General features: G+C 73.0%; 23 protein-coding genes. 5 read left to right on the forward strand and 18 right to left on the reverse strand.

The genetic code is table 11. From position 1 onward, the window contains the following. Positions 1–52 precede the first annotated feature (52 nt). The 9 genes from KK483_RS05240 to KK483_RS05280 form a co-directional block, all read right to left on the reverse strand. Positions 53–1,231, reverse strand: a complete 1,179-nt coding sequence (locus KK483_RS05240) for an ATP-binding protein (RefSeq protein ID WP_262004037.1) — start codon at positions 1,229–1,231, stop codon at positions 53–55. A 150-nt stretch (positions 1,232–1,381) separates the two neighbouring features. After that, on the reverse strand, positions 1,382–2,230 hold the full coding sequence (locus KK483_RS05245; protein WP_262004038.1) for an RNA methyltransferase: 849 nt from the start codon (positions 2,228–2,230) through the stop codon (positions 1,382–1,384). Between the two features lie 285 nt (positions 2,231–2,515). After that, entirely contained in the window at positions 2,516–2,908 is a 393-nt protein-coding gene (gene rplT / locus KK483_RS05250) for a 50S ribosomal protein L20 (RefSeq protein ID WP_242333133.1), read from the reverse strand. A 102-nt stretch (positions 2,909–3,010) separates the two neighbouring features. Continuing rightward, on the reverse strand, positions 3,011–3,205 hold the full coding sequence (rpmI, locus tag KK483_RS05255) for a 50S ribosomal protein L35 (RefSeq protein WP_017945471.1): 195 nt from the start codon (positions 3,203–3,205) through the stop codon (positions 3,011–3,013). A 104-nt stretch (positions 3,206–3,309) separates the two neighbouring features. Further along, a complete protein-coding gene (gene infC, locus KK483_RS05260; protein ID WP_262009349.1) occupies positions 3,310–4,014 on the reverse strand; it encodes a translation initiation factor IF-3 in 705 nt (234 codons plus the stop codon). A 350-nt stretch (positions 4,015–4,364) separates the two neighbouring features. Continuing rightward, positions 4,365–4,742: a DUF1844 domain-containing protein gene (locus KK483_RS05265; protein ID WP_262004039.1), complete on the reverse strand. Its 378-nt coding sequence runs from the start codon at positions 4,740–4,742 to the stop codon at positions 4,365–4,367. Positions 4,743–4,766: 24 nt separating this feature from the next. Next, on the reverse strand, positions 4,767–5,546 hold the full coding sequence (locus KK483_RS05270) for an SseB family protein (protein ID WP_262004040.1): 780 nt from the start codon (positions 5,544–5,546) through the stop codon (positions 4,767–4,769). Positions 5,547–5,583: 37 nt separating this feature from the next. Continuing rightward, entirely contained in the window at positions 5,584–6,840 is a 1,257-nt protein-coding gene (gene mycP / locus KK483_RS05275) for a type VII secretion-associated serine protease mycosin (protein WP_262004041.1), read from the reverse strand. Further along, entirely contained in the window at positions 6,837–7,628 is a 792-nt protein-coding gene (locus KK483_RS05280; RefSeq protein WP_262004042.1) for a hypothetical protein, read from the reverse strand. The genes mycP and KK483_RS05280 overlap by 4 nt, the downstream gene beginning before the upstream one ends. Positions 7,629–8,497: 869 nt before the next feature. Here KK483_RS05280 and KK483_RS05285 point away from each other — a divergent pair. Beyond that, positions 8,498–9,700 carry an amino acid deaminase/aldolase gene (locus tag KK483_RS05285; RefSeq protein ID WP_262004043.1) on the forward strand — a complete coding sequence of 401 codons (1,203 nt, stop codon included), beginning with the start codon at positions 8,498–8,500 and terminating at the stop codon, positions 9,698–9,700. 339 nt (positions 9,701–10,039) lie between these two features. On the opposite strand, the gene KK483_RS05290 is transcribed toward KK483_RS05285, so the two are convergent. Genes KK483_RS05290 through KK483_RS05305 form a run of 4 tightly spaced genes read right to left on the reverse strand, consistent with a single transcriptional unit; the run spans position 10,040 to position 14,533 of the window. Beyond that, positions 10,040–10,942 (reverse strand): DUF2510 domain-containing protein, encoded by a 903-nt coding sequence (locus KK483_RS05290; protein ID WP_262009350.1) that lies wholly within the window; start codon positions 10,940–10,942, stop codon positions 10,040–10,042. 44 nt (positions 10,943–10,986) lie between these two features. After that, positions 10,987–11,775, reverse strand: coding sequence for a 3-oxoacyl-ACP reductase (locus tag KK483_RS05295; protein ID WP_262004044.1), 789 nt, complete (start codon positions 11,773–11,775; stop codon positions 10,987–10,989). Then, positions 11,772–13,151 (reverse strand): aldehyde dehydrogenase, encoded by a 1,380-nt coding sequence (locus KK483_RS05300; protein ID WP_262004045.1) that lies wholly within the window; start codon positions 13,149–13,151, stop codon positions 11,772–11,774. The genes KK483_RS05295 and KK483_RS05300 overlap by 4 nt, the downstream gene beginning before the upstream one ends. 8 nt (positions 13,152–13,159) lie before the next feature. After that, complete coding sequence (locus tag KK483_RS05305) at positions 13,160–14,533, reverse strand: glutamine synthetase family protein (RefSeq protein WP_262004046.1); 1,374 nt, start codon at positions 14,531–14,533, stop codon at positions 13,160–13,162. 75 nt (positions 14,534–14,608) lie between these two features. Here KK483_RS05305 and KK483_RS05310 point away from each other — a divergent pair, with 75 nt between their 5' ends. From KK483_RS05310 to KK483_RS05320, 3 genes are all read left to right on the forward strand, one after another. Then, entirely contained in the window at positions 14,609–15,337 is a 729-nt protein-coding gene (locus tag KK483_RS05310; RefSeq protein WP_262004047.1) for a FadR/GntR family transcriptional regulator, read from the forward strand. A 122-nt stretch (positions 15,338–15,459) separates the two neighbouring features. Then, positions 15,460–16,911, forward strand: coding sequence for an ethanolamine permease (gene eat / locus KK483_RS05315; RefSeq protein WP_262004048.1), 1,452 nt, complete (start codon positions 15,460–15,462; stop codon positions 16,909–16,911). A 19-nt stretch (positions 16,912–16,930) separates the two neighbouring features. Then, positions 16,931–17,635 (forward strand): gamma-glutamyl-gamma-aminobutyrate hydrolase family protein, encoded by a 705-nt coding sequence (locus KK483_RS05320; RefSeq protein WP_262009352.1) that lies wholly within the window; start codon positions 16,931–16,933, stop codon positions 17,633–17,635. An 809-nt stretch (positions 17,636–18,444) separates the two neighbouring features. Here KK483_RS05320 and KK483_RS05325 read toward each other — a convergent pair. Next, the gene (locus tag KK483_RS05325) at positions 18,445–19,380 is read right to left on the reverse strand and encodes a LysR family transcriptional regulator (protein ID WP_262004049.1); all 936 of its coding nucleotides are present in this window, start codon (positions 19,378–19,380) and stop codon (positions 18,445–18,447) included. A gap of 70 nt (positions 19,381–19,450) precedes the next feature. On the opposite strand from KK483_RS05325, the gene KK483_RS05330 reads away from it, so the two are divergent. Then, positions 19,451–20,521: a TDT family transporter gene (locus KK483_RS05330; RefSeq protein ID WP_262004050.1), complete on the forward strand. Its 1,071-nt coding sequence runs from the start codon at positions 19,451–19,453 to the stop codon at positions 20,519–20,521. Here KK483_RS05330 and KK483_RS05335 read toward each other — a convergent pair. From KK483_RS05335 to KK483_RS05350, 4 genes are all read right to left on the reverse strand, one after another. Beyond that, complete coding sequence (locus KK483_RS05335; protein ID WP_262004051.1) at positions 20,460–21,167, reverse strand: helical backbone metal receptor; 708 nt, start codon at positions 21,165–21,167, stop codon at positions 20,460–20,462. The genes KK483_RS05330 and KK483_RS05335 overlap by 62 nt on opposite strands. Then, positions 21,164–21,715 (reverse strand): helix-turn-helix domain-containing protein, encoded by a 552-nt coding sequence (locus tag KK483_RS05340; protein WP_262004052.1) that lies wholly within the window; start codon positions 21,713–21,715, stop codon positions 21,164–21,166. Before KK483_RS05340 ends, KK483_RS05335 begins: the two co-directional genes overlap by 4 nt. A 134-nt stretch (positions 21,716–21,849) precedes the next feature. Next, on the reverse strand, positions 21,850–24,471 hold the full coding sequence (locus tag KK483_RS05345) for an ABC transporter permease/substrate binding protein (RefSeq protein ID WP_262004053.1): 2,622 nt from the start codon (positions 24,469–24,471) through the stop codon (positions 21,850–21,852). Beyond that, on the reverse strand, positions 24,464–25,636 hold the full coding sequence (locus tag KK483_RS05350) for a glycine betaine/L-proline ABC transporter ATP-binding protein (RefSeq protein ID WP_313878247.1): 1,173 nt from the start codon (positions 25,634–25,636) through the stop codon (positions 24,464–24,466). Before KK483_RS05350 ends, KK483_RS05345 begins: the two co-directional genes overlap by 8 nt. Between the last annotated feature and the right edge of the window lie 294 nt (positions 25,637–25,930).

Consider the following 25,930-nt stretch of genomic DNA (forward strand, 5'->3'; position numbering starts at 1 on the left):
GGGCGAGGTGGTCGCAGGAGCCCGTGGGCCGCGGGGCGGGACTCAGCGTGTGTCAGCTGAGATACGCCGGAGCGGCGACGGGCAGGATAAATCGGAACTCGGCGCCGCCGCCGGGTCCGCGGCCGACGGTGATCGTCCCGCCGTGCGCCTCGACGATGCCCTTCACGATGTACAGCCCGAGGCCGGTGCCGCCACGCTTGCTGCCCCGCCAGAAGCGGGTGAAGACACGGCCCATCGACTCCTCGGGGATGCCGGGGCCCTCGTCGCTCACGGTGACGGCCGTTCCCTTCTCGTCGCTGTCGCCTGCTGGTGCCACGTCGATGGTGACGGTTCCCTCGCCGTGGCGCACCGCATTTTCCAGCAGGTTGCCGAGGACCTGGTCGATCTTGTCGGGGTCGGCCCACAGCTGCGGGAGGCGGTGCCGGATGCGGACGAAGAACCGGTCGGGGGACTGGCCGCGTGCGGTGTGCGCCTGGATGTGGCGGCCGACGGCTGCGGCTATGTCGACGGGCTGGCGGCGCACCTCCAGGCGGCCGGAGTCGATCCGGGAGATGTCGAGGAGCTCGGCGATGAGCCGGGTGACGCGGCCCGCGTCGGCGTCGACGGTCTCCAGCATCAGCCGCTTCTGGTCGTCCGTGAAGCGCTCCCACTTGGCGAGCAGGGTGGCCGTGAAGCCCTTGACGGAGGTGAGCGGGGAGCGCAGCTCGTGGGCGACGGTGGCGATGAGCTCGGCGTGGCTGCGCTCGGTACGGCGCCGGGCCTCGGTGCCGCGCAGGCTGACGACGACGCGGTGCACCGGCCCGGTGGGGGTCGTGCGCACGTAACGGGCGGAGACGAGGACCTCGCGCCCGCCGGGCAGCAGCAGATTGCGCTCGGGCTGGCCGGTGCGGGTGGCGAGGCCGAGGTAGGGGTCGGTCAGGCTCCACCAGCGGCGCCCCTTGAGGTCCTCCAGGGGCAGAGCCTGGTCGAGCGGGCGGCCGAGCGCCGCGGCGCGGGGTGTGGCGGTGATCCGGGCAGCTGCGGTGTTGAAGCAGATCACACGGCCGGTCTCGTCGGCGACGACGAGACCGTCGGGGAGGTCGTCGGGATCGACCGCGGTGTCGCGTCCGCCCGGGGCCGCGGGCTCGGGACCGGGCTCGGGCTGGGGCTCGGGCTCGACGGGACCGGTGCGGGCGCTGCGCGCCGCCGTGTCCGCCTCGGTCTCCGACAGCCTTCTCTGGCCGACAGCCATCCCCGTCCCCCACCTCTCGAACCGGTTCAGTGGGCCCCCGAGTTGGTCACCCTACTAGTCGCCGGTGACGGAGCGACAGCCTGTGGGCTCCCGGAGTCACCGCCCCAGGTCACCGCGCCGGAATCACCCGCCCGGGTCACCGCGCCCGGGTCACCGCGCCCGGCAGCCGCCGGGGCGCCGCTGGGCGCGGGCGGACGCGTAGAGACATACGGCCGCGGCGGTCGCGAGGTTCAGACTCTCGGCCCTGCCGTGGATGGGGACGCGCACGACCGCGTCCGCGAGCGCCCGGGTCTCCTCGGGCAGGCCCCATGCCTCGTTGCCGAAGATCCATGCGGTGGACCCGCTCATGGTGCCGGCGTCGAGCTCGTCGTCGAGGTCGTCGTCCCCGGCGCCGTCGGCGGCGAGGATCCGCACCCCTGCCGCCTTCAGTCCGCCGACGGCCTGCTCGACGGGTACGCCGACGGCCACCGGCAGATGGAACAGCGAACCGACCGAAGCCCGCACCGACTTGGGGTTGTACAGGTCGACGGAGGCGTCGGTGAGCACGACCGCGTCGGCGCCCGCGGCGTCCGCGCAGCGGAGCACCGTACCGGCGTTCCCGGGGTCGCGTACGTGCGCGAGCACGGCGACGAGGCGCGGCCTGGCCGTCAGGATCTCCTCGAACGGCGAGTCGAGGAACCGGCAGACGCCGACGAGCCCCTGAGGGGTGACCGTCTGCGAGACCTCGGCGAGCACGGTGTCGGCGGCGTAGTGGACCCGGGCGCCGGTGGCGCGGGCGGCGTCGACGATCTCCGCGTACCGCTCGGCGGCCTCGACGGTGGTGAACAGCTCGGTCAGGGTCGCCTGCCCGTCCCCGCCCCGGTGCGCCACGGCCTCCCGCACGGCCTGCGGCCCCTCGGCGATGAACCGCCGGTCCTTCGACCGGAAGTTCCGCCGCGCCAGCCGCCGCGCGGCGACGACGCGCGGGGACCGCGGGGAGATGAGCTCGGGGGTGTGCATGGGGTGCTCCTTCGTGACCGGTCGCCGCGACGCGGGGACCGGTGTGTTCCCTGTACGACGGTGGCGAGCCGCCCATGGCCCCGTGCCCGGCCGATCACGTCCGGCTCAGGACGACGGTCCCGGCTGGGCCGCACTCGGGGACGCCGCCCGGGGGGGCCGTGGAGGGTGGTCGATCCCGCGGGGCCGGCCGGACCGTCGCGAGGCCCGCACGGCCTCCGACGTGCGCGGACCCGCAGGCCAGAGGCCTGCGGGTCCGGGGCAGTCCGGGGCGTGTTGCCGCGGCCGTCAGGCCGCCGACGCGGCCTTCGGCGCGTTGACGTCCGCCGGCAGCGCCTTCTGCGCCACCTCGACGAGCGCGGCGAACGCACCGGCGTCGTTCACGGCGAGCTCCGCGAGGATCTTGCGGTCCACCTCGACGTTGGCGGCCTTCAGACCCTGGATGAAGCGGTTGTAGGTGATGCCGTTGGCGCGGGCAGCGGCGTTGATGCGCTGGATCCACAGCTGACGGAAGTCGCCCTTGCGCTTCTTGCGGTCGTTGTAGTTGTAGACGAGGGAGTGGGTGACCTGCTCCTTCGCCTTGCGGTACAGGCGGGACCGCTGACCGCGGTAGCCGCTGGCCTGCTCGAGGATCGCCCGGCGCTTCTTGTGGGCGTTGACTGCCCGCTTGACGCGTGCCACTTGTTAACTCCTTGTAGCGGGGCCGCAGTTGCACTCATGCGGCCCGGAAACGAATTGGTCCCGGTCTTGGCCGGAAGCCCCCGTCACCGGGGGCGACGACAATCAGATGCCCAGCATCTTCTTGATCTTGGCGGCGTCACCCGGGGCCATCTCGGCGTTGCCGGTGAGGCGACGCGTCAGCTTGGACGACTTGCGCTCGAGCAGGTGGCGCTTGCCGGCGCGCTCACGGAGCACCTTGCCGGAGCCGGTGATCTTGAAGCGCTTCTTGGCACCGCTGTGCGTCTTGTTCTTCGGCATAGCGCCGTTATCTCCTCGTCAGTGGCGCTCCCCGCGCCGGTCCGCAAACCGGCGCACGGAAGCGTCAGATGTATCGGTTGATATCCGGGACGGTTGTCCTGGAATCAGGCCTCGGCGGGGTCCCCGGTGGAGTCCGCCGCCTGGGCGGGCTGCCCCTGGCGCTCGGCCTTGCGGGCGGCCTGCGCCTCGCGGGCTTCGGCCATCGCCTCGGTCTTCTTCTTGTGCGGACCGAGGACCATGATCATGTTGCGGCCGTCCTGCTTCGGGTTCGACTCCACGAAGCCGAGGTCCTGGACGTCCTCCGCGAGCCGCTGCAGCAGCCGGTAGCCGAGCTCCGGCCGGGACTGCTCGCGACCACGGAACATGATCGTGATCTTGACCTTGTCGCCCTGCTTGAGGAACCGGACGACGTGACCCTTCTTGGTGTCATAGTCGTGCGGGTCGATCTTCGGCCGGAGCTTCATTTCCTTGATGACCGTGTGCGCCTGGTTCTTGCGCGCCTCACGGGCCTTCATGGCCGACTCGTACTTGAACTTGCCGTAGTCCATGAGCTTGCAGACCGGCGGTCGCGCGGAAGCCGCGACCTCGACCAAGTCCAGGTCGTATTCCTGCGCGAGCTCCAGGGCCTTGGCAAGCGGAACAATCCCGACCTGCTCGCCGCTGGGACCGACAAGTCGCACCTCGGGAACGCGAATCCGGTCGTTGATGCGGGGCTCGGTGCTGATGGATCCTCCTCGGTAGCACCACGCGGCGGTCTGGCAAACAGCCGCGCAACGTCTGTTTCTCTGGGACCAACCGCACCGGTGCATGAAAAATGCCCCGGACGGGACACAGGCGGGGCTCCTGGAATACCGGAACACCGCCGCGGTGGACCGCGGGGCGCTACTTTCGGACGGCTCCATCGTCCGTACGGAACGATGGTCGCCGTCTGACCGGTGACCCGCCGCCCCTGAGGGCCGCCAGGTGGGAGATCGGAGCCTCCACTTGTGGGTCGGACACATGCGCGTCCGACCGGTCGTTACACAAGGTTAGCAGCTCCGGCCGGAAGGAGCTAACCGGCGGGCGGCACCGTGCCGCCCGCCGGTCGTCGCAGCTCGTCGGTGCTTGTTGGAGCTCGGCTCGTCGCAGCGTGTCGGAGCTGGGCCGAAGCCGGCCGAAGTCAGCCGAAGACCGGGCCGGTGTACTTCTCGCCCGGGCCCTGGCCCGGCTCGTCCGGCACGACCGACGCCTCGCGGAAGGCCAGCTGCAGCGACTTGAGACCGTCGCGCAGCGGGGCCGCGTGGAAGGAGCTGATCTCGGTCGCTCCGGCGTCGAGCAGCCCGGCCAGCGCATGGACCAGCTTGCGGGCCTCGTCGAGGTCCTTGTGCTTCTCGCCGTCCTCGGTCAGGCCGAGCTTGACCGCGGCGGCGCTCATCAGGTTGACCGCGACCGTGACGATCACCTCGACCGCCGGGACCTCCGCGATGTCGCGGGTCATGGCGTCGAAGTCGGGGGATTTATCGGTGGGGGTGCCGGGCGTGGGGGTCGCGTCACTCATGGGGCACACGATATGCGGTGCCTCTCACGGCCGTACGTACAGGGGCTCGCCGGGAGGCACGGCCCCGGCCGGCAGCAGCGCCAGGTCGAGGCCGCGCACGAGCCTGGCCCGCAGCGTCTCGTCCGCTGCGAGCCCCCGGGCGACGCGCTGGGCCGCCTCGGCAGGGGCGGCGTCCGGGGCGAGGACCAGGGCGAGGGTGCCGTCGGCGCTGCCCGGGCCGAGGTGGGCGCGGAGCACGGCGGGCTCGGCGGCGACGACGGACCGTACCGCCCGGGTGACGGCGGGGTCGGCGAGCGGCTCCGTGTTGGTGCGGCCCTCCGCGAGGGCGAGCAGGGCCGGTCCGGTGAGCTGGTACGGCACCGGCCCCGCGAGGTCCAGGACGAGCGTGTCCGCCTTCTCGTGCGCGGCGGCCTGGAGGGCCTGGTGCAGCGGTACGGCGACGGGCCGAGCCTCCGGGTCCCAGCGGGCCAGCGACTCCGTCGAGGTGAAGGCGGGCAGGGCGCGGCGCGCGCCCGCCGTCAGCGTGGGCACGGCCATGTCGCTCGTCTTCTCACGCCGCAAGCGGACCCCCCGTCTCCCCCCGCCACCCGTGTTCGTCGCTGCGCGGCCCCCCGCGTCGTCCTCCTCGACCTCGCCCAGGACGGCGACGACGGGCACGAGGAGCCGGGCGCCCTTGAGCGCTTCCAGGACCGGCCCCTCCGCGGTCCGGTCCTCGGCCCAGGCGGCGAGCGCCGCGGTCAGGGCCGGGTCGGCGGTGCCGTCGTCGTCGGAGAAACCGGGGTCCGGGATGTTCTTGAGCGCCACGGGACGAGCCTAACGGGCCCCGTCCCGCCGGCCGTGCTCAGGTACGGCGCCGGCCTCCGCGCCACAGGACGACGGCGGCGGCCAGCAGCAGGGCCCCGACGCCGCCGGTGAGCGGGGCGAGCACGCCGCCGGGCTCGTCCGCCGCGGAGGGCGCCGCCGGGCCGGTGCCGAAGTAGCGGTTGCGGTAGCCGGAGGCGGCGGCCGCCGTGGTCGTGTCGGGGCCGAGCCTTCCGCCCGCCTCGATGGCCGCGGCCGGGTCGACGATGCCGTACCCCTTCGCGTCGTCGCGGCCGCCCTTGGGGCCGCTGCGGGCGGTGTCGGTGAGGAGCTTCTTGATCTGGGCGGGCGTCAGACCGGGGTGGGCGGCCCGTACGAGCGCGACGGCGCCGGAGACGAACGCCGCCGCGGCGCTGGTGCCCCAGCCCTCGTAGTAGCGCCGGTCCGGGTCGGCGATGACGACGTCGACGCCGGGCGCGCTGACGGCGGCGTACCAGCGGCGGGTGGAGAAGGAGGCACGGGTGCCGTAGCGGTCGACGGCGGCGACGGCGATGACGCCGGGGTAGGCGGCGGGGTAGGAGATGTGGTCGCCCTTCTCGCCGCCGTTGCCGGCCGACGCGACGACGACGGCTCCCTTGCGGAGGGCGTACTGGACGGCGGCGTCCTCGCTCTTCTCCGGGTGCGCGGACTCGCTGTCGTCGCCGAGGGAGAGGTTGATGACGTCCGCGCCGTGGTCGGCGGCCCAGCGGATGCCGTCGGCGAGGGCGGAGCCACGGCTGTTGCGGGCCCGCTTGCGCGCGGGGTCGCTGCCTTCGAGGATCACGCGGACCGGCAGGATCTTCGCCTCGGGGGCGATGCCGAGTACGCCGTCCTCGCGGTCGGCGCCGTGGCCGTGCCCGGCGATGATCCCGGCCATGGCGGTGCCGTGCCGGGCCCAGGAGCGGTCGCCGCGCCGGGCGCCGAAACCGATGAGGTCCTTGGTGGGCAGCACCTGGCCGGCGAGGTCGGGGTGGGTGTCGTCGACACCGGTGTCGAGCACGGCGACGGTGATCCCCTTGCCCTGGGTGGTCTGCCACGCCGTGTCGGTGTGCATCGCCTCCAGGGCCCACTGGCGGGCCCGGATGCCGTCGGCGTGCGCGGGGGTAGCGGACACGAGGACGAACGCGACGGCGGCGGCGAGCGCCCCGGTGAGTCGGGGGCGGGCGCCGCCGCGGCGCCGGGGGTGGTCCTGGGGCCGGGCACCGGGGTGGCCGGGCAAGGGCGCGCGGGGTGGGTTCCGCGGGATCAGCGGGGTCATTCGGAGGGCTCCGTGGCCGGGGCTGCGGTCTTGCGCAGGGCGCGTTCGATGCGGTCCGCGATGCCCTCGGCCTCGTGGCCGAGGCCCGCCTGGGCGGGGGCGGAGGTCGCGCCGGTGACCATGGCCTCGCCCGCGGGCTGCGGGTCGCCGACGGCACGGCCGTCCGCGAACCCCGAGACGGCGTAGACGATGACCGGCGCGTCGGCGAGGACGCTCACCGTCCAGCTGGCCCGCTCCCTGTCGCCGAAGCCGGCGGCGACGGTGCCGGGGACGGGGTACGCACGGGGCATGAGGTCGGCGCGTTCGTCGAGGCCCTCGCCGCTGAAGCGGGTGCGCAGGGCCGCCATGGCCTCCCGGTCCGCCTCGGTGAAGACCATGCCGACGGTGGTGACGGTGGTGGCGGTGGCGTCCGTGTACGTGGCGCGCAGCACCCGGAGGCAGCCGACCGGCCGTATCGCCTTGGCGAGCAGCGGGTCGAGCGCCTCCGTGCAGGGCCCGTCGGGTGCGACGGCGATCCGCCGCCACTCCCGGTCGGCTCCGCCGGGTCCCGCGGCGACGCCCTTGAGCACGGGCGGGAAGAGGCTGTCGACGGGGACGCTGTGCCAGAGCGTGCGGGCGTCGGCGTAGCTGGTGGGTGTGGAGGGCGCGGCCGTCGAGTCCCCCGCGAGCCAGCTCCCGGCGGCGGCGCCGCCTATCAGTCCGAGCCCGAGCACCATGCAGGCCACCGCGGCGGCGGTCCGTGCGGGATGGCGCGCCCGTATGGGCCGCAGTCGGGTCGTGATCTCCACGGGCGTCTCGGGGAGCGGGCCCCCGTAGGTATGCAGGGGCGGAAGGGGCCTGCCCTGGGCGGGTGCCCCTTGGTACACCGGCGGCCCGGCCGGCCGGGGCGGCACGGCCGTGGACCGCTGGGCGGGCGGGCGCGGCGCCCAGGGGACGTGCGGCGCATGGGACGGCGCCGCGCCGGCGGCCTGGGACCGGGCGGCTTCCCGCCCTGGGTGGCCGGGCTGGGCGGCGGCGCGCTGCGGGCCCCGGTCAGGGTCCGGCGGGCCGGCAGCGGCCGGGGCCGTGCCGGCTGCGGGCGCTTCACCGTCCGGGCGGGGCGGTCGGCCGGGGGCCGGCTGGGCGGGGACCGACATGGCGGAGGTCGGCTGGGCGGAGGCCGAATGGCCGGGGGTCCGCTGGGCGGAGGTCTGACCGGAGCGCGTCGGCGCGCCTGCGGTCGGGGCGGCAGGCGCGGGCCGCCGGTCGTGCTCTCCGCTCGTCGCGGCCTGCGAAGGCCGCGGGGCCTGCGCGGCTTGCGGAGCTATCGGACGAGCTGCCGGACGAGGTGTCGGTGTGCCGGTCGGCGCGGGAGCGGCCGGGACGGGCGGTGGCGTGGAGTCCGTGATCGGGCGCAGGCGCGTCGTCGTCTCGGACGGGGTGGACGGGAGGAGGGCGTCCGTTATTCGGGACGAGCGTGGTGCTTCGGTGCTCATCCGCCCCCCGTTCCTCATGTCGTGGCGCCGCCGGATCGCCCTACCGGGCAAGCCCGTTCGTCACCGCGTGCGTGTCACTCTACGGGCTGAACGGGACCGGACGGGAACGGGTCCGCCGCCCCGGGGCATCTGACCGGAACGTCCCCCTACCCCGCGGTAATCGGGTCTGGCAAGCTCGGCCCATGACTCCCCGTGCCGCAGACCGGGCCCGGTACGACCGGGCCACCGCCCATCTCGACGCGCCGCTCGCCGTCGTCGACCTCGACGCGTTCGACGCGAACGCGGCGGACCTGGCGCGCCGGGCCGGCGGGAAGCCCGTGCGGGTGGCGAGCAAGTCGGTGCGGTGCCGGGCGCTGCTCGAGCGGGTGCTGGCGACGGACGGATTCGCGGGGATCATGTCGTTCACGCTCGACGAGTCGCTCTGGCTGGCCCGGTCCGGCTTCGACGATGTGCTCCTCGCCTATCCGTCCGCCGACCGCGCCGGTTTCGCGGAACTCGCGGGCGACGCCAAGCTGGCCGCCGCGGTGACGGTGATGGTCGACGACCCGGCGCAGCTGGATCTGATCGACGGGGCGCGGGACGGCGGGGCCGAGGAGATCCGGGTCTGCCTGGAGCTGGACACCGCGCTGCATCTGCTCGGCGGCCGGATACGGATCGGGGCACGCCGCTCCCCGCTGCGCGAGCCGGAGCAACTGGCCGCCCTGGCCCGTGCCGTCGCCCGCCGCCCCGGCTTCCGGCTGGTCGGCCTCATGGCGTACGAGGGCCATGTCGCGGGCGTCGGCGACGCGGTGGCGGGCAGCCCGCTGCGTTCGCGGGCGGTCCGGCTGATGCAGTCCGCGGCCCGCCGCGAGCTGGCGCAGCGCCGTGCGGCCGTGGTGCGGGCGCTGCGGGCCGAGGCACCGGAGCTGGAGTTCGTGAACGGCGGCGGCACGGGCAGCGTGCAGCACACCGCGGAGGAGGACGCGGTGACCGAGATCGCGGCCGGGTCCGGGCTGTACGTGCCGAGGCTGTTCGACAACTACACGTCCTTCACGGGCCGCCCGGCCGCACTGTTCGCCCAGCCGGTGGTGCGCCGTCCGGGCGTGGGCGTGGTGACGGTCCTCGGCGGCGGCTACCCGGCGTCCGGGGCGGCGGGGCGGGACCGGCTGCCGGTGCCGTATCTGCCGGAGGGTCTGCGCTACGACCCGCAGGAGGGGCCGGGCGAGGTGCAGACGCCGCTGCTCGGCGCTCCGGCGGACGACCTCCTCATCGGCGACAAGGTGTGGTTCCGCCACGCGAAGGCCGGTGAACTGTGCGAGCGGTTCGCCGAGTTGCAACTGATCGAGGGCGACCGGGTGGTGGCGTCCGTACCGACGTACCGCGGCGAGGGCCGTACGTTCCTCTGAGCACGGCACGCTCAGGCGTGTGCGTACGGCACACGGCGTAGGGGGCACCTCCCGTGCCCGAAGGGCGACGAGGCAGCGCGTGCCAGGAGTCGGGCCCCTGCGGCATGGGTCGGACAGGGCCTGGGGCCGTCGTTTGGATCAGGCCGGATCAGGGAGCGGCCCGCCGCGGAGCGGCTGATGTCACAGCGGTGCGTGCAGCTGCAAGGCGGAGGAGGAAATCGACGCGGTGGGGGCCTCCCGTGCCCGGAGGGCTACGGGGGAGTCGGTGACCGACGCCAACGCAGCAGATGTGCGTGCCAGGGCACGCGAGCCCGGCAAGAGCCGAACGACAGGGCCTAGCTAGGGGCCGAGCGTGGAGCCCACACCCCCGCTGATGTCGCCGAGCGGGCGGATGCCCTCGGCGATCCGGTCCATGGCCGCGAGGGGCGGCCCGTCGGGGGCCGCGTCGAATGCGAATCGGACGACGATCGGCGACTCGGACCCCACCGCCGAGGGGAAGGCCAGGGACTGGACGTAGCCGCCGGGACCGGCGCCGGTCGTGACGCGCCAGCGGACCAGGTGGCCCGTCCGTCCGGCGACGGTGACGGGCTCGGACATCAGCTCCTGATGGCTCTCGATGCCGCCGTGGAGGCGATTGCCGATCGCGTCCTCCCCGTACGCGTGCTCGGCGGCGGCGGAGATGTCCTCGGCGGCGAGCTTCTCGGGCGAGGTCTCGTCCGTACCGGAGGCGGTACGGGAGGACACGGTGCCGTGGTGGCAGAAGTGGGACGAGTCCCCCGGGCACCTGTAGGCGTCCTCGGTGACCATCGTCGCCGCCGATTCGTCGAGGGTCGACTCGGACCTCTCCCAGCCGTCCAGGAGGGGCAGGGTGATGCCGTTGAGCTGGTCGGCGAGGACGGCGGGAGCCGAGCTCGGCGGTGCCGGGGACGGTGGCGGTGACGACGGCAGCGCCGAGGACGGGGCGGTGGCGCCGGCGGACGGCTCGGGCCCCGCCGCGCCTTCGCCGTCCCCGCCGAACACCACGGCCGCGGCGACGACCGCGCCGGCGAGCAGCGCCCCGGCGACGGCGAGCGCGACGATCCCGCCCTTGCCCGAGCCGCGCCCCGGCGCGGTGGCGAGGGGCCGGGTGTACCCGGTCCAGGCCGTGCCGTCCCACCAGCGTTCGACGGTCGGGGTGCCCGGGTCCGGGTACCAGCCTGGGGGTCCCCCCAGGCCGCCGGGCGTAGGGGGAGGAGTCGTCATGCTCACGCGGCCACCCTACAAAAGGCGTTGCCGCCCGCGGTCGCCTACAGCGGGGTGACGTACGCCCCGGAGATCCCTCCGTCGACCAGGAAGTCCGACGCGTTGACGAACGACGAGTCGTCACTGGCGAGGAAGGCCACGGCCGCGGCGATCTCGTCCGCCTCCGCGAAGCGGCCGACGGGGATGTGGACGAGCCGCCGGGCGGCCCGCTCCGGGTCCTTGGCGAACAGCTCCCGGAGCAGCGGGGTGTTGACCGGCCCGGGGCAGAGCGCGTTGACGCGGATGCCCTCCCGGGCGAACTGCACGCCCAGCTCGCGCGACATGGCGAGCACACCGCCCTTGGACGCCGTGTACGAGATCTGGGAGGTCGCCGCGCCCATCCGGGCCACGAACGAGGCGGTGTTGATGATCGAGCCCTTGCCCTGGCGCTGCATGTAGGGGATGGCGGCCTTGCAGCACAGGTAGACGGAGGTGAGGTTGACCTCCTGGACCCGCTTCCACGCGTCCAGGCCGGTCTCCAGGATCGAGTCGTCGTCGGGCGGCGAGATGCCCGCGTTGTTGAAGGCGATGTCGACGCTGCCGTAGGTGTCGAAGGCGGTCTTGAACAGCGCCTCCACCTGCTCGGCGTCGGTGACGTCGACGCGGACGAACGTGCCGCCGACCTCGTCGGCGGCCGCCTTGCCGGCGGCCTCGTCGATGTCGCCGCAGACGACGTTCGCGCCTTCGGAGGCGAGACGGCGCGCCGTGGCGAGGCCGATGCCGCTGCCGGCGCCGGTGATGACGGCGGTACGGCCGACGAGGCGGCGGCAGACGGCGGTGGTGTCGGTGGTCATGTGGTTCGGGCCTCCGTGCTGATGAAGACGTTCTTGGTTTCGGTGAAGGCGGTGAGGGCGTCCGGGCCGAGTTCACGGCCGAGTCCCGACTGCTTGTAGCCGCCGAACGGGGTCCAGTAGCGGACGCTGGAGTGGGAGTTGACGGAGAGGTTGCCGGCGGCGACGGCGCCGGAGACGCGCAGGGCGCGGCCGATGTCACGGGTCCAGATGGAGCCGGAGAGGCCGTACTCGGTCGCGTTGGCGAGCCGTACCGCGTCGTCCTCGTCGTCGAAGGGGAGGACGACCGCGACCGGTCCGAAGACCTCCTCGGTGGCGATCGGGGCGTCCGGGTCCGCGTCCGTGACGAGGGTCGGCGGGAACCAGAAGCCGGGGCCCTCGGGGGCGCTGCCGCTCACCGTCGCCAGGTCGTCGGTGACGTAGGACCGTACGCGGTCCAGCTGCGCCCGCGAGATGAGCGGGCCCATCTGGGTCTTCTCGTCCGCCGGGTCGCCGACGACGACCGATTTCAGGGCCGGGGCCAGCCGGTCCAGGAAGTCGTCGTACACGGACCGCTGCACGAGGATGCGGGTGCGTGCGCAGCAGTCCTGGCCGCTGTTGTCGAGGAAGGCCATGGGCGCGCTGAGGGCGGCGGCCTCGATGTCGGCGTCGGCGAAGACGATGTTGGGGCTCTTGCCGCCGAGTTCGAGGGTCAGGCGCTTCACGCGGTCGGCGCACAGGGCCATGATCTGCTTGCCGACGCGGGTGGAGCCGGTGAACACGATCTTGGCGACGTCCGGGTGGCGTACGAGAGCGTCGCCCGCGATGTCGCCGCGGCCGGGAAGCACCTGGAAGAGCCCCTCGGGGAGGCCCGCCTCCAGGGCGAGTCCGGCGAGGCGCAGGGCGGTGAGCGGGGTGGTCTCGGCCGGCTTGAGGATGACGGCGTTGCCCGCGGCGAGCGCGGGTGCGGTGCCCCAGGCGGCGATCGGCATGGGGAAGTTCCAGGGCGCGATGACGCCGATGACACCGAGGGGTTCGAGGAGCGTGACGTCGATTCCGCCGGGCACGGGGATCTGGCGGCCGGTGAGCCGCTCCACTCCCCCGGCGGCGTAGTCGAGCAGGTCGCGGACGTTGCCGGCTTCCCAGCGGGCGTTGCCGATGGTGTGGCCGGCCTCGCGGACCTCCAGCCGCGCCAGTTCCTCGATGTGGTCGTCGACGGTGGCGGCGAAGCGGCGCAGCAGCCTGGCGCGGTCGGCCGGGGCGGCGGCCGCCCAGGCGCGCTGGGCCCGTGCGGCGCCTACGACGGCGGCGTCGACGGCGGCCGCGTCGACGCCGGGGACCGTGTCGATGACCTCTTCCGTGGCGGGGTTGAGGATGTCGAGTGCGTACGGGTGGGACAAGTGGTGCCTCACATGCGTTCGAAGGAGCGGCGGAGTTCCCAGTCGGTCACCGCGGCGTCGAAGGCTGCCAGTTCGACCCGCGCCATGTTGCGGTAGTGGGCGACGACCTCGTCGCCGAAGGCGGCTTTGGCGATGGGGCTGTTCTCCCAGAGCTCGGCGGCCTCCCGCAGGGTCGTCGGTACGTGCGCGTAGTCGCCGGTATAGGCGTTGCCCGCGCAGACCTCGGGGAGCTCCAGCTGCTGTTCGATGCCGTACAGGCCGGCCGCGACCATGCCGGCGACGGCGAGGTGCGGGTTGACGTCGCCGCCGGGGAGGCGGTTCTCGAAGCGTGTGGAGCGGCCGTGGCCGACGACGCGCAGGGCGCAGGTGCGGTTGTCGAGGCCCCAGGCGACGGCGGTGGGGGCGAACGAGCCCGGCTGGAAGCGCTTGTACGAGTTGATGTTGGGGGCGTAGAGGAGGGCGAAGTCGCGGAGCGCGGCGAGCTGCCCGGCGAGGAAGTGGCGCATGACCGGCGACATGCCATGGTCATGGCCGCTGCCGTCGCCCGCCATGACGTTGTGGCCGTCGGCGTCCTGGAGGGAGAGGTGGATGTGGCAGGAGTTGCCCTCGCGCTCGTTGTACTTGGCCATGAAGGTGAGCGAGACGCCTTCCTGGGCGGCGATCTCCTTGGCGCCGGTCTTGTAGACGGCGTGCTGGTCGCAGGTGACGAGGGCCTCGTCGTAGCGGAAGGCGATCTCGTGCTGGCCGGGGTTGCACTCGCCCTTGGCGGACTCGACGGTCAGTCCCGCGCCGGCCATCTCGTTGCGGATGCGGCGCAGCAGGGGCTCGATCCGGCCGGTGCCGAGGACGGAGTAGTCGATGTTGTACTGGTTGGCGGGGGTGAGGCCGCGGTAGTCGGCGTCCCACGCCTGCTCGTAGGAGTCCTTGAAGACGATGAACTCCAGCTCGGTGCCGACGTGCGCGCTGTAGCCGAGCGCGCCGAGGCGCTCCAGCTGGCGGCGCAGGATCTGGCGGGGCGCGGCGACGACGGGGCCGCCGTCGTTCCAGGCGAGGTCGGCGATGAGCATGGCCGTGCCGGCGTTCCAGGGGACGCGGCGCAGGGTGGCCAGGTCGGGGTGCATGGCGAAGTCGCCGTATCCGCGGTCCCAGGAGGACATCTCGTAGCCGTCCACCGTGTTCATCTCGGTGTCGACGGCGAGCAGGTAGTTGCAGCCCTCGGTGCCGTGCTCCAGCACCTCGGCGAGGAAGAAGGGCGCGGCGAACCGCTTGCCCTGGAGCCGCCCCTGCATGTCGGGGAAGGCCAGGACGACGGTGTCGATCTCGCCGCTCGCGACGAGCGCGCGCAGCTCGTCGAGAGCCAGCGGGGGTGTGCGGTCTGCCACGGATTACGCTCCTTCGGTCAGCCGGGAACACTTAAGGTATTGCGGAAGACCATTGCTTGGGAAGGGGAAACCGCCGTGACGAGGAAAAGCGAGCCGGCGGACCGGCTGACGGCCGTGCTGCGTCCGGTGCGGGCGGGCAACGGCTTCGAGGAGGCGCTTGAGCAGATCCTGCGGCTGATGCGGCTCGGGCTGGTGCCGGGCGGACAGCGGCTGCCCGCCGAGCGGGAGTTGGCGGAGCGGATGGGGATCAGCCGTGTCACGCTCCGCGAGGTGCTGAAGGTCCTCCAGGAGGAGGGCCTGGTGGAGAGCCGACGCGGCCGGTACGGCGGAACGTTCGTGCTGCACCGCGACCGCACCCCGGGCGAGCAGGAGCTGCGCCGGCGCATCGCGGCGGTCGACGTCGAGGACACGCTGCGCTTCCGCGAGGTCCTTGAGGTCGGTGCCGCAGGGCTGTGCGCGGCACACGGCATCGGCGACGAGGGCGCCGAGCGGCTACGCAGGGCCCTGACTGCGACGCACGACGCCCAGTTGGACGATTACCGGCGCTGCGACACGCTGCTGCACCTGACCCTCGCCGAGCTGTCCGGCTCCCCCACGCTGACCACGCAGTACGCCGCAGTCCGGGCGACCGTGAACGACCTGCTGGACTGCATCCCGCTGCTCGTGCGGAACCTGGAGCACTCCCAGCAGCAGCACATCGCGCTGGTCGACGCGGTGCTGGACGGGGACGCGGACGCGGCCCGCGAGGTGATGCGGGAGCACTGCGCCGGCACGGCCGCGCTGCTGCGGGGTTTCCTCGCGTAAGCGGTTGCGCGCGGTTGCATGCGGCTGCGTAACCCGAAAGTAACGCACGGGTCTTGCGTTTCACCCCCACGCCCCGCAATGGTATGGCTCCATTCCATTGGGCCCGACGCGGGAGCTCTGCCATGACGCTGGAAGACACCACCGGGAGTGCCGGCCCCGGCACGACCCCACCATCGGACGCCTATCTCGAACGCCGCACGCTGCGGCGCGGCAGTGCGGGATGGCTGCTGCTGACCGGTCTCGGTGTCGCCTACGTCGTCTCCGGCGACTTCTCCGGCTGGAACATCGGCCTGTCCAAGGGCGGTTTCGGCGGGCTCGCCGCCGCGACCGTGCTCATGGGGCTGATGTACGCGTGCCTCGTCTTCGCGCTCGCCGAGCTGTCGGCCATCCTGCCGACGGCGGGCGGCGGTTACGGGTTCGCGCGCCGGGCCCTCGGCACCTGGGGCGGCTTCCTCACCGGTACGGCGATCCTGATCGAGTACATCCTCGCGCCGGCCGCGATCGCCATCTTCATCGGCGACTACGTCGAGTCGCTCGGGCTGTTCGGGCTCACCTCCGGCTGGCCGGTCTACCTCGCCTGCTTCGCCGTCTTCATCGGCATCCATCTGTGGGGTGTCGGCGAGGCGCTGCGGTTCAGCCTGGTGGTGACGGCGATCGCGGTCGCCGCGCTGCTGATCTTCGCGGTGGGGGCGTTCACGGAGTTCCGGGCCGCCGGTCTCGACGACATTCCGGTGGACACGAGCGCGGTCGGGTCGAGTTCGTGGCTGCCGTTCGGACTGCTGGGCATCTGGGCGGCGTTCCCCTTCGGCATGTGGTTCTTCCTCGGGGTGGAGGGTGTGCCGCTCGCGGCCGAGGAGGCGAAGGACCCGGTCCGGTCGATGCCGAGGGCGCTCGCCGTCTCCATGGGCATCCTCGCGCTCCTGGCCGTGCTGACCTTCCTCGCGGCGAGCGGGGCGAAGGGCTCCGCCGCCATCCAGGACGCCGGGAACCCGCTGGTGGTCGCCCTCCAGGGGGACGGCGACCCGACCCCGCTGAGCCGCTTCGTCAACTATGCGGGGCTCGCCGGCCTCGTGGCCTCGTTCTTCTCGCTCATCTACGCCGGGTCGCGGCAGTTGTTCGCGCTGTCCCGGGCCGGGTACCTGCCCCGGTTCCTGTCGCTGACCAGCCGCCGCAAGTCCCCGTACCTGGGGCTGCTGATCCCCGGCGCGATCGGCTTCGCGCTGGCGGCGGGGACCGGCGACGGGGCGCGGATGCTGAACATCGCAGTCTTCGGCGCGACGATCTCGTACGCGCTGATGGCGCTGTCCCACATCGTGCTGCGGCGGCGGGAGCCCGAGCTGGCGCGTCCGTACCGTACGCCCGGCGGGGTGCTGACCTCGTCCGTCGCGTTCGTGCTGGCGCTGTCGGCGCTGGTCGCGACGTTCCTGGTGGACAAGGACGCGGCGTTCATCGCGCTCGCCGTGTACGGCGTGGCCCTCGCCTACTTCGCCTTCTACAGTCGGCACCGGCTCGTGGCACAGGCGCCGGAGGAGGAGTTCGCGGCGCTGGCGGCCGCCGAAGCCGAACTCAAGTGACCGGAGGAGACTGGTGACCATGCGACCGCAGCCGCCGCCGCTCATCGGCGTCAGCACGTATCTGACGCCCGCGTCGTGGGGCGTCTGGGAGCTGCCGGCCGTGCTGCTGCCCGAGGGATATCCGCGGCTCGTCCAGTCGGCAGGGGGCATCGCGGTGATGCTCCCGCCGGACGACCCCGGGCGGGCGGCGGGGGTGGTGTCGCGGTTGGACGGACTCGTCGTGGCGGGCGGGCCGGACGTCGAGCCCGTACGGTACGGCGCCGAGCCGGACCCGCGCACGGGCCCGCCCGCGCGGGAACGGGACGCGTGGGAACTCGCCCTGATCGAGGCGGCGCTGGCGTCGGCGACGCCGCTGCTCGGGATCTGCCGGGGCATGCAGCTGCTGAACGTGGCCCTCGGCGGCACGCTCGTCCAGCACCTGGACGGCCACGCGAAGGAGCCCGGCGTCTTCACCCGCCACGACGTGGCCCCGGTCCCCGGGACGCGGTACGCCTCCCTGGTGCCGGAGGAGTCCTCGGTCCCGACCTACCACCACCAGGCGGTGTCCCGCCTCGGCACGGGCCTGATCGCCTCGGCCCACGCGTCCGACGGGACGGTGGAGGCGGTCGAACTCCCCGGCGGAGCCGGGGAGTTCGAAGGGTGGGCGCTGGGCGTCCAATGGCACCCGGAAATGGGCGAGGACACACGGGTGATGCGGGGCCTGGTGAACGCGGCCTCCACCTGACGGACGCCCGGGGCCCCGGGGGCCCCGCCCCGCCTGGCCTGCCTGCCCCGGGCCGGGTGCGCGTTGGGCACGCCCGGTGTGTGGGGCGCGTCCGGCATCGGAGGTGCGTCCGGTGCCGGGGTTGCGGGGTGCGGTGGCGTGCCGCGTGCGGTGCGCGGGCGCGTCCGGTGTGTGGGGCGCGTCCCGCATCGGAGGTGCGTCCGGTGCCGGGGTTGCGGGGTGCGGTGGCGTGCCGCGTGCGGTGCGCGGGCGCGTCCGGTGTGTGGGGCGCGTCCGGCATCGGAGGTGCGTCCGGTGCCGGGGTTGCGGGGTGCGGCGGGCGCGCCCGGTGTGGTGGGTGCGGGTCCCGGGGCCCCTCCGGGCTCGACTCCTCGGGGTCGGCGGCATACAGGCCCGCCCAATTGGGTGCCCGGTGTTTGCCGCCGTCCCCTGCGGGGCCGACCCTGCACGGCCCCTCCCCGGGCCAGGCGTGGCCGGTACCGGTCGTCCCTCCGGTGCAGGCCGTCTGCCACCACCGGCCCGAAGTCACCCCGTGGAAGTGCCGGGACTTCCCAGCCCGCACGGGCCGCTGTCGGCGCGTCACGCGCACCAGGCCGCTGTCGCCGACGGCGCGCAACCGCCCACGGGTGGAGTCCGGCCGCAGGCCGGGCACGCCCCCCACCCGGTCCGCAGCCGGAGACGGCGGGGGCGGGGTCACCCCGGCCCGCACGGGCCGCTGTAGGCGCGCGCAACCGCCCACGAGAGGACCCGCACCTCTCCCCCTTCCCACACAGGTGGTGCGGGTGGGAAAACCCAGCCCGGAGGGGGCGTCACCCCGCGGGGCGGCGCGTCAGGGTCAGGAGGTCGCGGGCCGGGCCCGTGGGGCGTGGGCCGCGCGGCCAGACCGCGCGCAGGTCGCGGCGGAGGGGCACGCCCTCCAGCGGCACGCGGACGAGGCGCCGTGACGCCAGCTCCTCCGTGACCGCCAGTTCGCTCAGCACCGCCGGCCCCGCCCCGCTCACCGCCGCCGCCTTCACCGCCGTGGTCGAGGCGAGTTCGAGCAGCGGCTCGGCAAGCCCGCCGTACTCCGCGAGCGCGGAGTCGAGGACCTGCCGGGTCCCGGAGCCGCGTTCGCGCAGCACCAGCGAGGTCCCCGCGAGCTCCGCCGGTGGCAGCGCGGCACGCCGTCGCCCCCACGGATGCCCCGGCGCGGCCACGACGACCAGCCGGTCATGGCCGATGACCGTGCCGTCGAGCCCCGGCGGCACCGCGAGCCCTTCCACGAAGCCCAGGTCGGCCTCGTCCCGCAGGAGCCGCTCCGCGACGGCGGCCGAGTTGCCCGCCAGCAGCGACACCGCCGTACCCGGCCGTTCCTGGCGCAGCGCGATGAGCCAGCCGGGCAGCAGGTACTCGGCGATGGTCATGCTCGCCGCGACCCGCAGCCGTGAGTCCCGCCGGGCCCGCAGCGCCTGCGCGCCCGCGTCGAACGCCTCGGCCGCCTCGACGATGCGCCGGGCCCAGTCGGTGACGAGCGCCCCGGCGTCGGTGAGCCGGGAGCCGCGCGGTGAGCGGTCGAGGAGGGCGACGCCGAGCTGCCGTTCCATGGAGCGGACACGGCTGCTGGCGGCGGGCTGGGTGATGCCCAGCTCACGGGCCGCCCGCCCGAGGCTGCCGTGCCGGGCCACGGCCAGCAGCAGTTCCAGGGCGCCGAGGTCGGGAACGCGGTCGGCCAGCAGGCCGCGGGGGTCATCGCCGGTGGAGCTCATAAGCCCAGCTTATGTGGGCATAGGGAAATGATCCCTGGTGGGGGCGGGTTCGGCGGCAGAGGGTGGCCGCATGGACACCCTCTCACTCCGCGATCTCGGCCCGAACTGGTACGCCGCTGTCATGGGCACCGCGATCGTGGCCAACGCCGGTGCCGTGCTGCCGGTGCAGCCCTTCGGTCTGCGGGCCGCCTGCACGGCGGTGTGGGGGCTGTCGGTGCTGCTGCTGGGGGTCCTGCTCGTCGCCCGCGCCGCCCACTGGATCCACCACCCGGACCGGGCGCGCGCCCATCTCCTCGATCCGGCGGTCGCTCCGTTCTACGGCTGCCTCGCGATGGCGCTGCTCGCGGTGGGGACCGGGACGGTCACGCTCGGCCCGGACCTCGTCGGCGAGGGGACCGCGGTCGTGGCGGGCGCCGTGCTGTTCGCGGTCGGCACGCTCACGGCGCTCGCGGCCGCCGTCGTGGTCCCGTATCTGATGATCACGTACCACCGGCCCGCCCCGGGCAGCGCTTCGCCGGTGTGGCTGCTGCCGGTGGTGGCGCCGATGGTGTCCGCCGCGTTCGGCCCGCTGCTGGCGGAGCGGCTGCCGGCCGGTCAGGGGCGGGACACCCTGCTGCTGGCCTGCGGGGCGATGGCCGGGCTGAGCGGGCTCGCGGTGCTGGTGATCCTGCCGCTGGTCTTCGCCCGGCTGGTCCACCACGGCCCGCTGCCGCTCGCCCTGACACCGACGCTGTTCCTGGTGCTCGGCCCGCTGGGCCAGTCCACGACCGCGGTGGAGAAGCTGGCGGACACGGGCGGCATGGGCGCCCTGGCCGTCCTCTACGGGGTGCCGGTGATGGGCTTCGCACTGCTGTGGATGGCGCTGGCGGGGCTCATGGTGGCCGGGGCGTTCCGGCGGGGCATGCCGTTCACGATGACGTGGTGGGCGTTCACCTTCCCCGTGGGCACCTGTGTCACCGGCGCGGCGGGGCTGGCGGCGCACACGGGCCTGGCGGCGCTGGAGTGGCTCGCGGTGGGGCTGTACGCGTTCCTCGTCGGGGCCTGGGCGGTGGCCGCGACCCGTACGCTGCGCGGTCTGGTCAGTGGAGCGCTGCTCGCAGCGCCTCGGGCGCCGCTGCCAGTGACGGCCCGTACCACGTGAGCATGCGCCCGTCGACGAGGGCGGCGGGCATTGCGGGGAACGCCTCGGGGCCGTCGTCCGCGGTGAAGCGGTAGGGCTCGTCGGGCAGGACGACGAGGTCGGCGCCGGATGCGTTCAGCTCGTCGAGCGGGATGCGCGGGTAGCGGTCGGGGTGGTCTGCGTAGACGTTGGTCACACCGAGGCGGGCGAGCAGGTCGCCGGCGAAGGTGTCGCGGCCCAGCACCATCCACGGCCGCCGCCAGACGGGGACGACCGCGCGCCGCGGTGCGCCCGGTGCGGCCGAGGTCCACGCGGCGTCGGCGTCGTCGAGCCAGCGGGGCCTGCCGATGCCGCAGGCGCGCAGGACGCGCTCCAGTTCGGTGAGGGCCTGCGGGAGCGTCCGTACCTCCGTGACCAGGACGTCGAGTCCGGCGGCGCGCAGGGCGGCGAGGTCGGGTGCCCGGTTCTCCTCCTCGTTGGCGAGGACCAGGTCGGGCCGGAGGGCGACGATCGCGGGAACGTCGGGGTTCTTGGTGCCGCCGACGCGGGCGGCGTCGAGCCCGGCGGGGTGGGTGCACCAGTCGGTGACCCCGGCGAGGACCCCGGGGGCGCTGACGGCGACGGCTTCGGTGAGGGAGGGGACGAGCGACACGACCCGTTTCCTCACGGGCCGGCCTCGATGTGCGCCCCGACGCCGACGACGAGGAGGCGGGTGCCGGGCAGGGTGGCGCGCCAGCGGTGGCGCACCCCGCCGGAGAGGAAGAGCGTGTCGCCCTTCTCCAGGCGGTAGGCGCGGCCTTCGGCCTCGACGTCGACGGCCCCGTCGGCCACGTACATCAGCTCGTCGTTGCGGTGCTGGTACTCGCGGTCCGCGTCCTGTTCGCCGGTGTACTCGACGGCGTGCAGCTGGTGGTGGCCGCGCACGAGGCGGCGTACGCCCACTGCGGTGACGGGCACGGCCGCCTCGTCGGCCCGTACGACGTCGACGACCCGGGCGTTGTCCGCGGCGGCGAGCAGCTCGGCGGCCGTGGTCTCCAGCGCGTCGGCGACCCGCTGGAGGGAGCGCATGCTGGGGCGGGCCCGTTCGTTCTCGATCTGGCTGAGGAAGGGCACGGAAAGGCCGCTGCGCTCGGCCACGGCGGCCAGCGTGAGGTCGAGGGCCCGGCGCCGTCTGCGGACGGCGGAGCCGACGCGGAGTGTTTCCTTGTCTGCCATCGCTGCGCTCCCTCCCACCCACTCAGTACCTTACGCAGATTCCCGGCGCGGAATCGCACAGTTGTCACAGACGTAACGGTGAGGGCCCCGCCACTGTATGTGACGGGGCCCTTCCGGTGGGGGGAGAGAATGGTCTACAGGGGGGCGAGCCGGTCCACGGTGCCCGGGTTCTTCTCCATCCAGGCGCGGACCGCCTCCTCCTCGTGGCCGGTGCCGCGCTTCTGGATCTCGTTCTCCAGTCCTGCGAGCTGCTCCTCGCTCAGCCTGAAGTCCTTGAGCCACTTGGTGAGCTGCGGATACTGCTTCGGGAACTCCTTGCTGGCGACCGTGTGGATGCGGTCGCCCTCGCCGAAGAGCTTCTGCGGGTCCTTGAGCTTGGTCAGTCCGTACTCGTTGTAGGCCCAGTGGGGGGTCCACAGCATGACGGCGATGGGTTCCTTCTTCGCGTACGCGCGCTTGAGCTCGGCGAGCATGCCGGGCGTGGAGCTGTCGACGACCTCGTACTCCCCGTCCAGGCCGTAGCCGGGCAGGACCTTGTTCTTGAGGATGTTCATGGTCTCGGTGCCCGGCTCGATGCCGACGATCCGGCCCTTGAACTCACCGCCGCGGCCCTTGAGGTCGTCGAGCGAGTCGACGCCCTTGACGTACGACGGGACCGCGAGCTCCAGCGACGTCGGGCCGTACCAGGAGCCGATGTCGGTGAGCCGGTCGGAGTACTTGTCCCAGTACTTCTTCTGGGTGCTGGGCAGCCAACCGTCGAACTGGACGTCGATCTGGCCGCGGGACAGGGCCGTGTACATGGGGCCGACCTCGAACTGCTTGAGGTTCATCGTGTACCCGCGCTCCTCCAGGACCGCCTTCCACAGGTAGGTGGCGGCGATGTCCTCCTCCCACGGGAACCAGGCGACGTTCAGGGCGCGGTCGCGCTCGTCCTTGCCGTCGGCGGCCTTGCCGGCTCCGGCGACCGGGGTCCACTTGTCGGCGAGGCCCGGGTTGTCCTTCAGCCAGGCGCGGACGGCGTCCTGCTCCTTGCCCTTTCCGGTCTCCTGGATCTTCGCCTCCAGACCGGTGAGCTGCTCCTCGGTCATCCTGAAGTTCTTGAGCCAGGTGGCGACCTGCGGGTTCTCGGCGCTGAAGCCCTTGCGGGCGAGGGTGTGGACGCCGTCGCCCTTGCCCCAGGTGCCCTTGGGGTCCTTGAGCTTCTTGAGGTCGTACGTGCTGTACGCCCAGTGGGGCGACCACAGGGTGGTGACGATGGGCTCCTTCTTGTCGTACGCGCGCTTCAGCTCGGCCAGCATGCCGGGCGTGGAGCCGTCGACGACCTCGTACTCGCCCTCCAGGCCGTACTCCTTGAGGACCTTGTCCTTGAGGATGCCCATCATTCCGGCGCTCGGCTCGATGCCGATGATGCGGCCTTTGAAGGTGGACCCCTTGCCCTTGAGGTCCTCCAGCGAGTCGATGCCCTTCATGTACGCGGGAACGGACAGCTCCAGCGAGGTGGGGCCGTACCAGGAGCCCATGTCCTCCAGCTTGTCCTTGTACTTGTCCCAGTACTGCGCGTGGGTGACCGGCAGCCAGGAGTCCGTCTCGAAGTCGATCTGGCCGCCGGCGAGACCGGTGTAGAGGGAGCCGGCCTCCAGCTGCTTGGTCTCGACCTCGAAGCCGCGCTGCTCCAGCATCTCCTTCCAGAGGAAGGTGGAGGCGATGCCCTCGTCCCAGGGGATGTAGCCCATGGAGATCTTCTTGCCCTGGCCGACGCCGGCGGCGCCGGTGGCGTCGGTGCTCTTGGCGCCGCCGAACAGGCCCATGCCGCCCGCGACGAGCGCGAGGACGACGACGCCGGTGACGGCGACGACGGGCTGGGGGCGGTAGTTCCAGATCTTCACCCCGCCGGCCAGGGACTTCGCCTTGGCGATGGCGCGGCGGCCGAGCGGCGAGACCTGGCGGCCGAGCGCGCCGGTGATCCGGTCCAGGTACATGGCGAGGATGACGATGGAGATGCCGGCCTCGAAGCCGAGGCCGATGTCGACGTTGCCGATGGCGCGGTAGACGGCGCCGCCGAGACCGCCGCCGCCGACCATGCCGGCGATGACGACCATGGACAGGCCGAGCATGATGACCTGGTTGATACCGGCCATGATCGTGGGCAGCGCGAGCGGCAGCTGGACGCGTACGAGGGTGTTGCGCGGGGTCGTACCGAACGCCTCGGCCGCCTCCACGAGCTCCTTGTCGACCTGGCGGATGCCCAGTTCGGTCATGCGCACGCCGGGCGGCAGGGCGAAGACGATGGTGGCGATGATGCCGGGGACCACGCCGACGCCGAAGAAGATGATGCCGGGGATCAGATAGACCATGGCCGGCATGGTCTGCATGAAGTCCAGGACCGGCCGGGTCACGGCGCTGACGGCCTTGGAGCGGGACGCCCAGATGCCCAGCGGGACCGCGATCACCAGCGTGACGATCGTGGCGACGAGCACGAGCGAGAGGGTCGACATGGCGTCGTCCCACAGCTCGATGGAGTCGATCAGCGCGAATCCGGCGAAGGCGAGGACGCCCGCGAGCAGGCCGCGCAGCCACCAGGCCACGACGGCGAGCATGCCGGCGAAGAGCAGCGGCGCGGGTGCGGAGAGCACCGCGTCGATGCCGTCGTACATGCCGGTGACCAGCCGGCTGATGGCGTCGAACAGCCAGGAGAGATGGGCCTGGAGCCAGTCCACGCTGCTGTCGACCCACTGGCCGAGGTGGAGCCTAGGCATGGGCGGCCACCTCCTTGCCGGCCGCGGCCCCGTCGCCGTCCGCGGCCTCGTCGCCGGCGGTGAGCCCGGCCTGCGCGCTCTGCGCCGGGATCTGGGGCTCCATCGGCTCGCCGAGCACGGCGAGCAGGCGGGCGCGCGGGACGACACCGATGAGCTCACCGTCGTCGTCGGTGACGGCGACGGCGACACCGCTGGTGGAGCAGGGCGTGAACAGCTCGATGATCGGGGCGTCGGCGGAGACGACAGCGGGCGCGGCCGCGAGTACGTCCTGCGCGTCGCGGAGCTCCTTGCCGCCCTCCACCGTGGTGCCGAACGCCGTCCCGGGGTCGGCCATGATCGCGCCGGCCGTCAGCACCCGCGAACGGTCGACGTCCTGGGTGAAGGACGCGACGTAGTCGTTGGCGGGCGTGACGAGGATGTCCTCGGCCGTGCCGAGCTGGACGATCCGGCCGTCGCGCATCACCGCGATCCGGTCACCGAGGCGCATGGCCTCGTTCAGGTCGTGGGTGATGAAGACGATGGTCTTCTTGAGCGTCTTCTGGAGCTCGAGGAGCTGGTCCTGCATGTCGCGGCGGATCAGCGGGTCGAGCGCGCTGAAGGACTCGTCCATCAGCAGGAGGTCCGCGTCGGTGGCGAGCGCGCGGGCGAGCCCGACACGCTGCTGCATACCGCCGGAGAGCTCGTCCGGCCAGGACTTCTCCCAGCCGGCGAGGCCGCACAGCTCCAGCGCCTCGGTGGCGCGGCGCTCGCGCTCGGCCCGCGCGACGCCCTGCACCTCGAGGCCGTAGGCGGCGTTCTCCAGCACGCTGCGGTGCGGGAAGAGCGCGAAGTGCTGGAAGACCATGCTGATCCTGGTGGAGCGCACGGCGCGCAGGTCGCGGGCGCTCAGCCCGGTCAGGTCCTGGCCGTCGAAGAGTACGCGTCCGGCGGTCGGCTCCAGCAGCCCGTTGAGCATCCGCAGCAACGTGGACTTGCCGGATCCGGAGAGACCCATGACGACGAAGATCTGACCGGGCTCGACGGCGAAGGAGGCGTCGATCACGGCCGCGGTCGTTCCATCGGCACGGAGCTCGTCGCGGCCGGTGCCGTTCTCGAGCTTCCGCACCGCCTGGTCGGGTCGTTTGCCGAACACCTTGTACAGGTGCTCGGCTTCAAGCCTGGACACATAAACCTCACGTGTTGAACCGAGAACGGCCCGCATCCCCCGCCTGCGGGCCGTGGAACATGCGGGTTCGGCCCGCTTCCCCATGGTTCGCGCCTCCTTCCAGCCGCCAGGACTGGTCGAAGGCGCAAAGAGGGTCCGCTCCGGCGTCGCGCCTGCCCCGGCTTCCCGAAGGCAAACGCAAGAGTGATCCAGTTCACGTGCGGGCCGCCGGCAGGTCGTGTGCCCGTGGCGAGCACGTCGTACGTCTCGCACGGACGCTGTCGGTGCGGTACGGCATCATCGGGAACGTGACGC

This window comes from Streptomyces sp. FIT100 (assembly GCF_024584805.1).
In the GTDB taxonomy this organism is placed as follows: Bacteria; Actinomycetota; Actinomycetes; order Streptomycetales; family Streptomycetaceae; genus Streptomyces.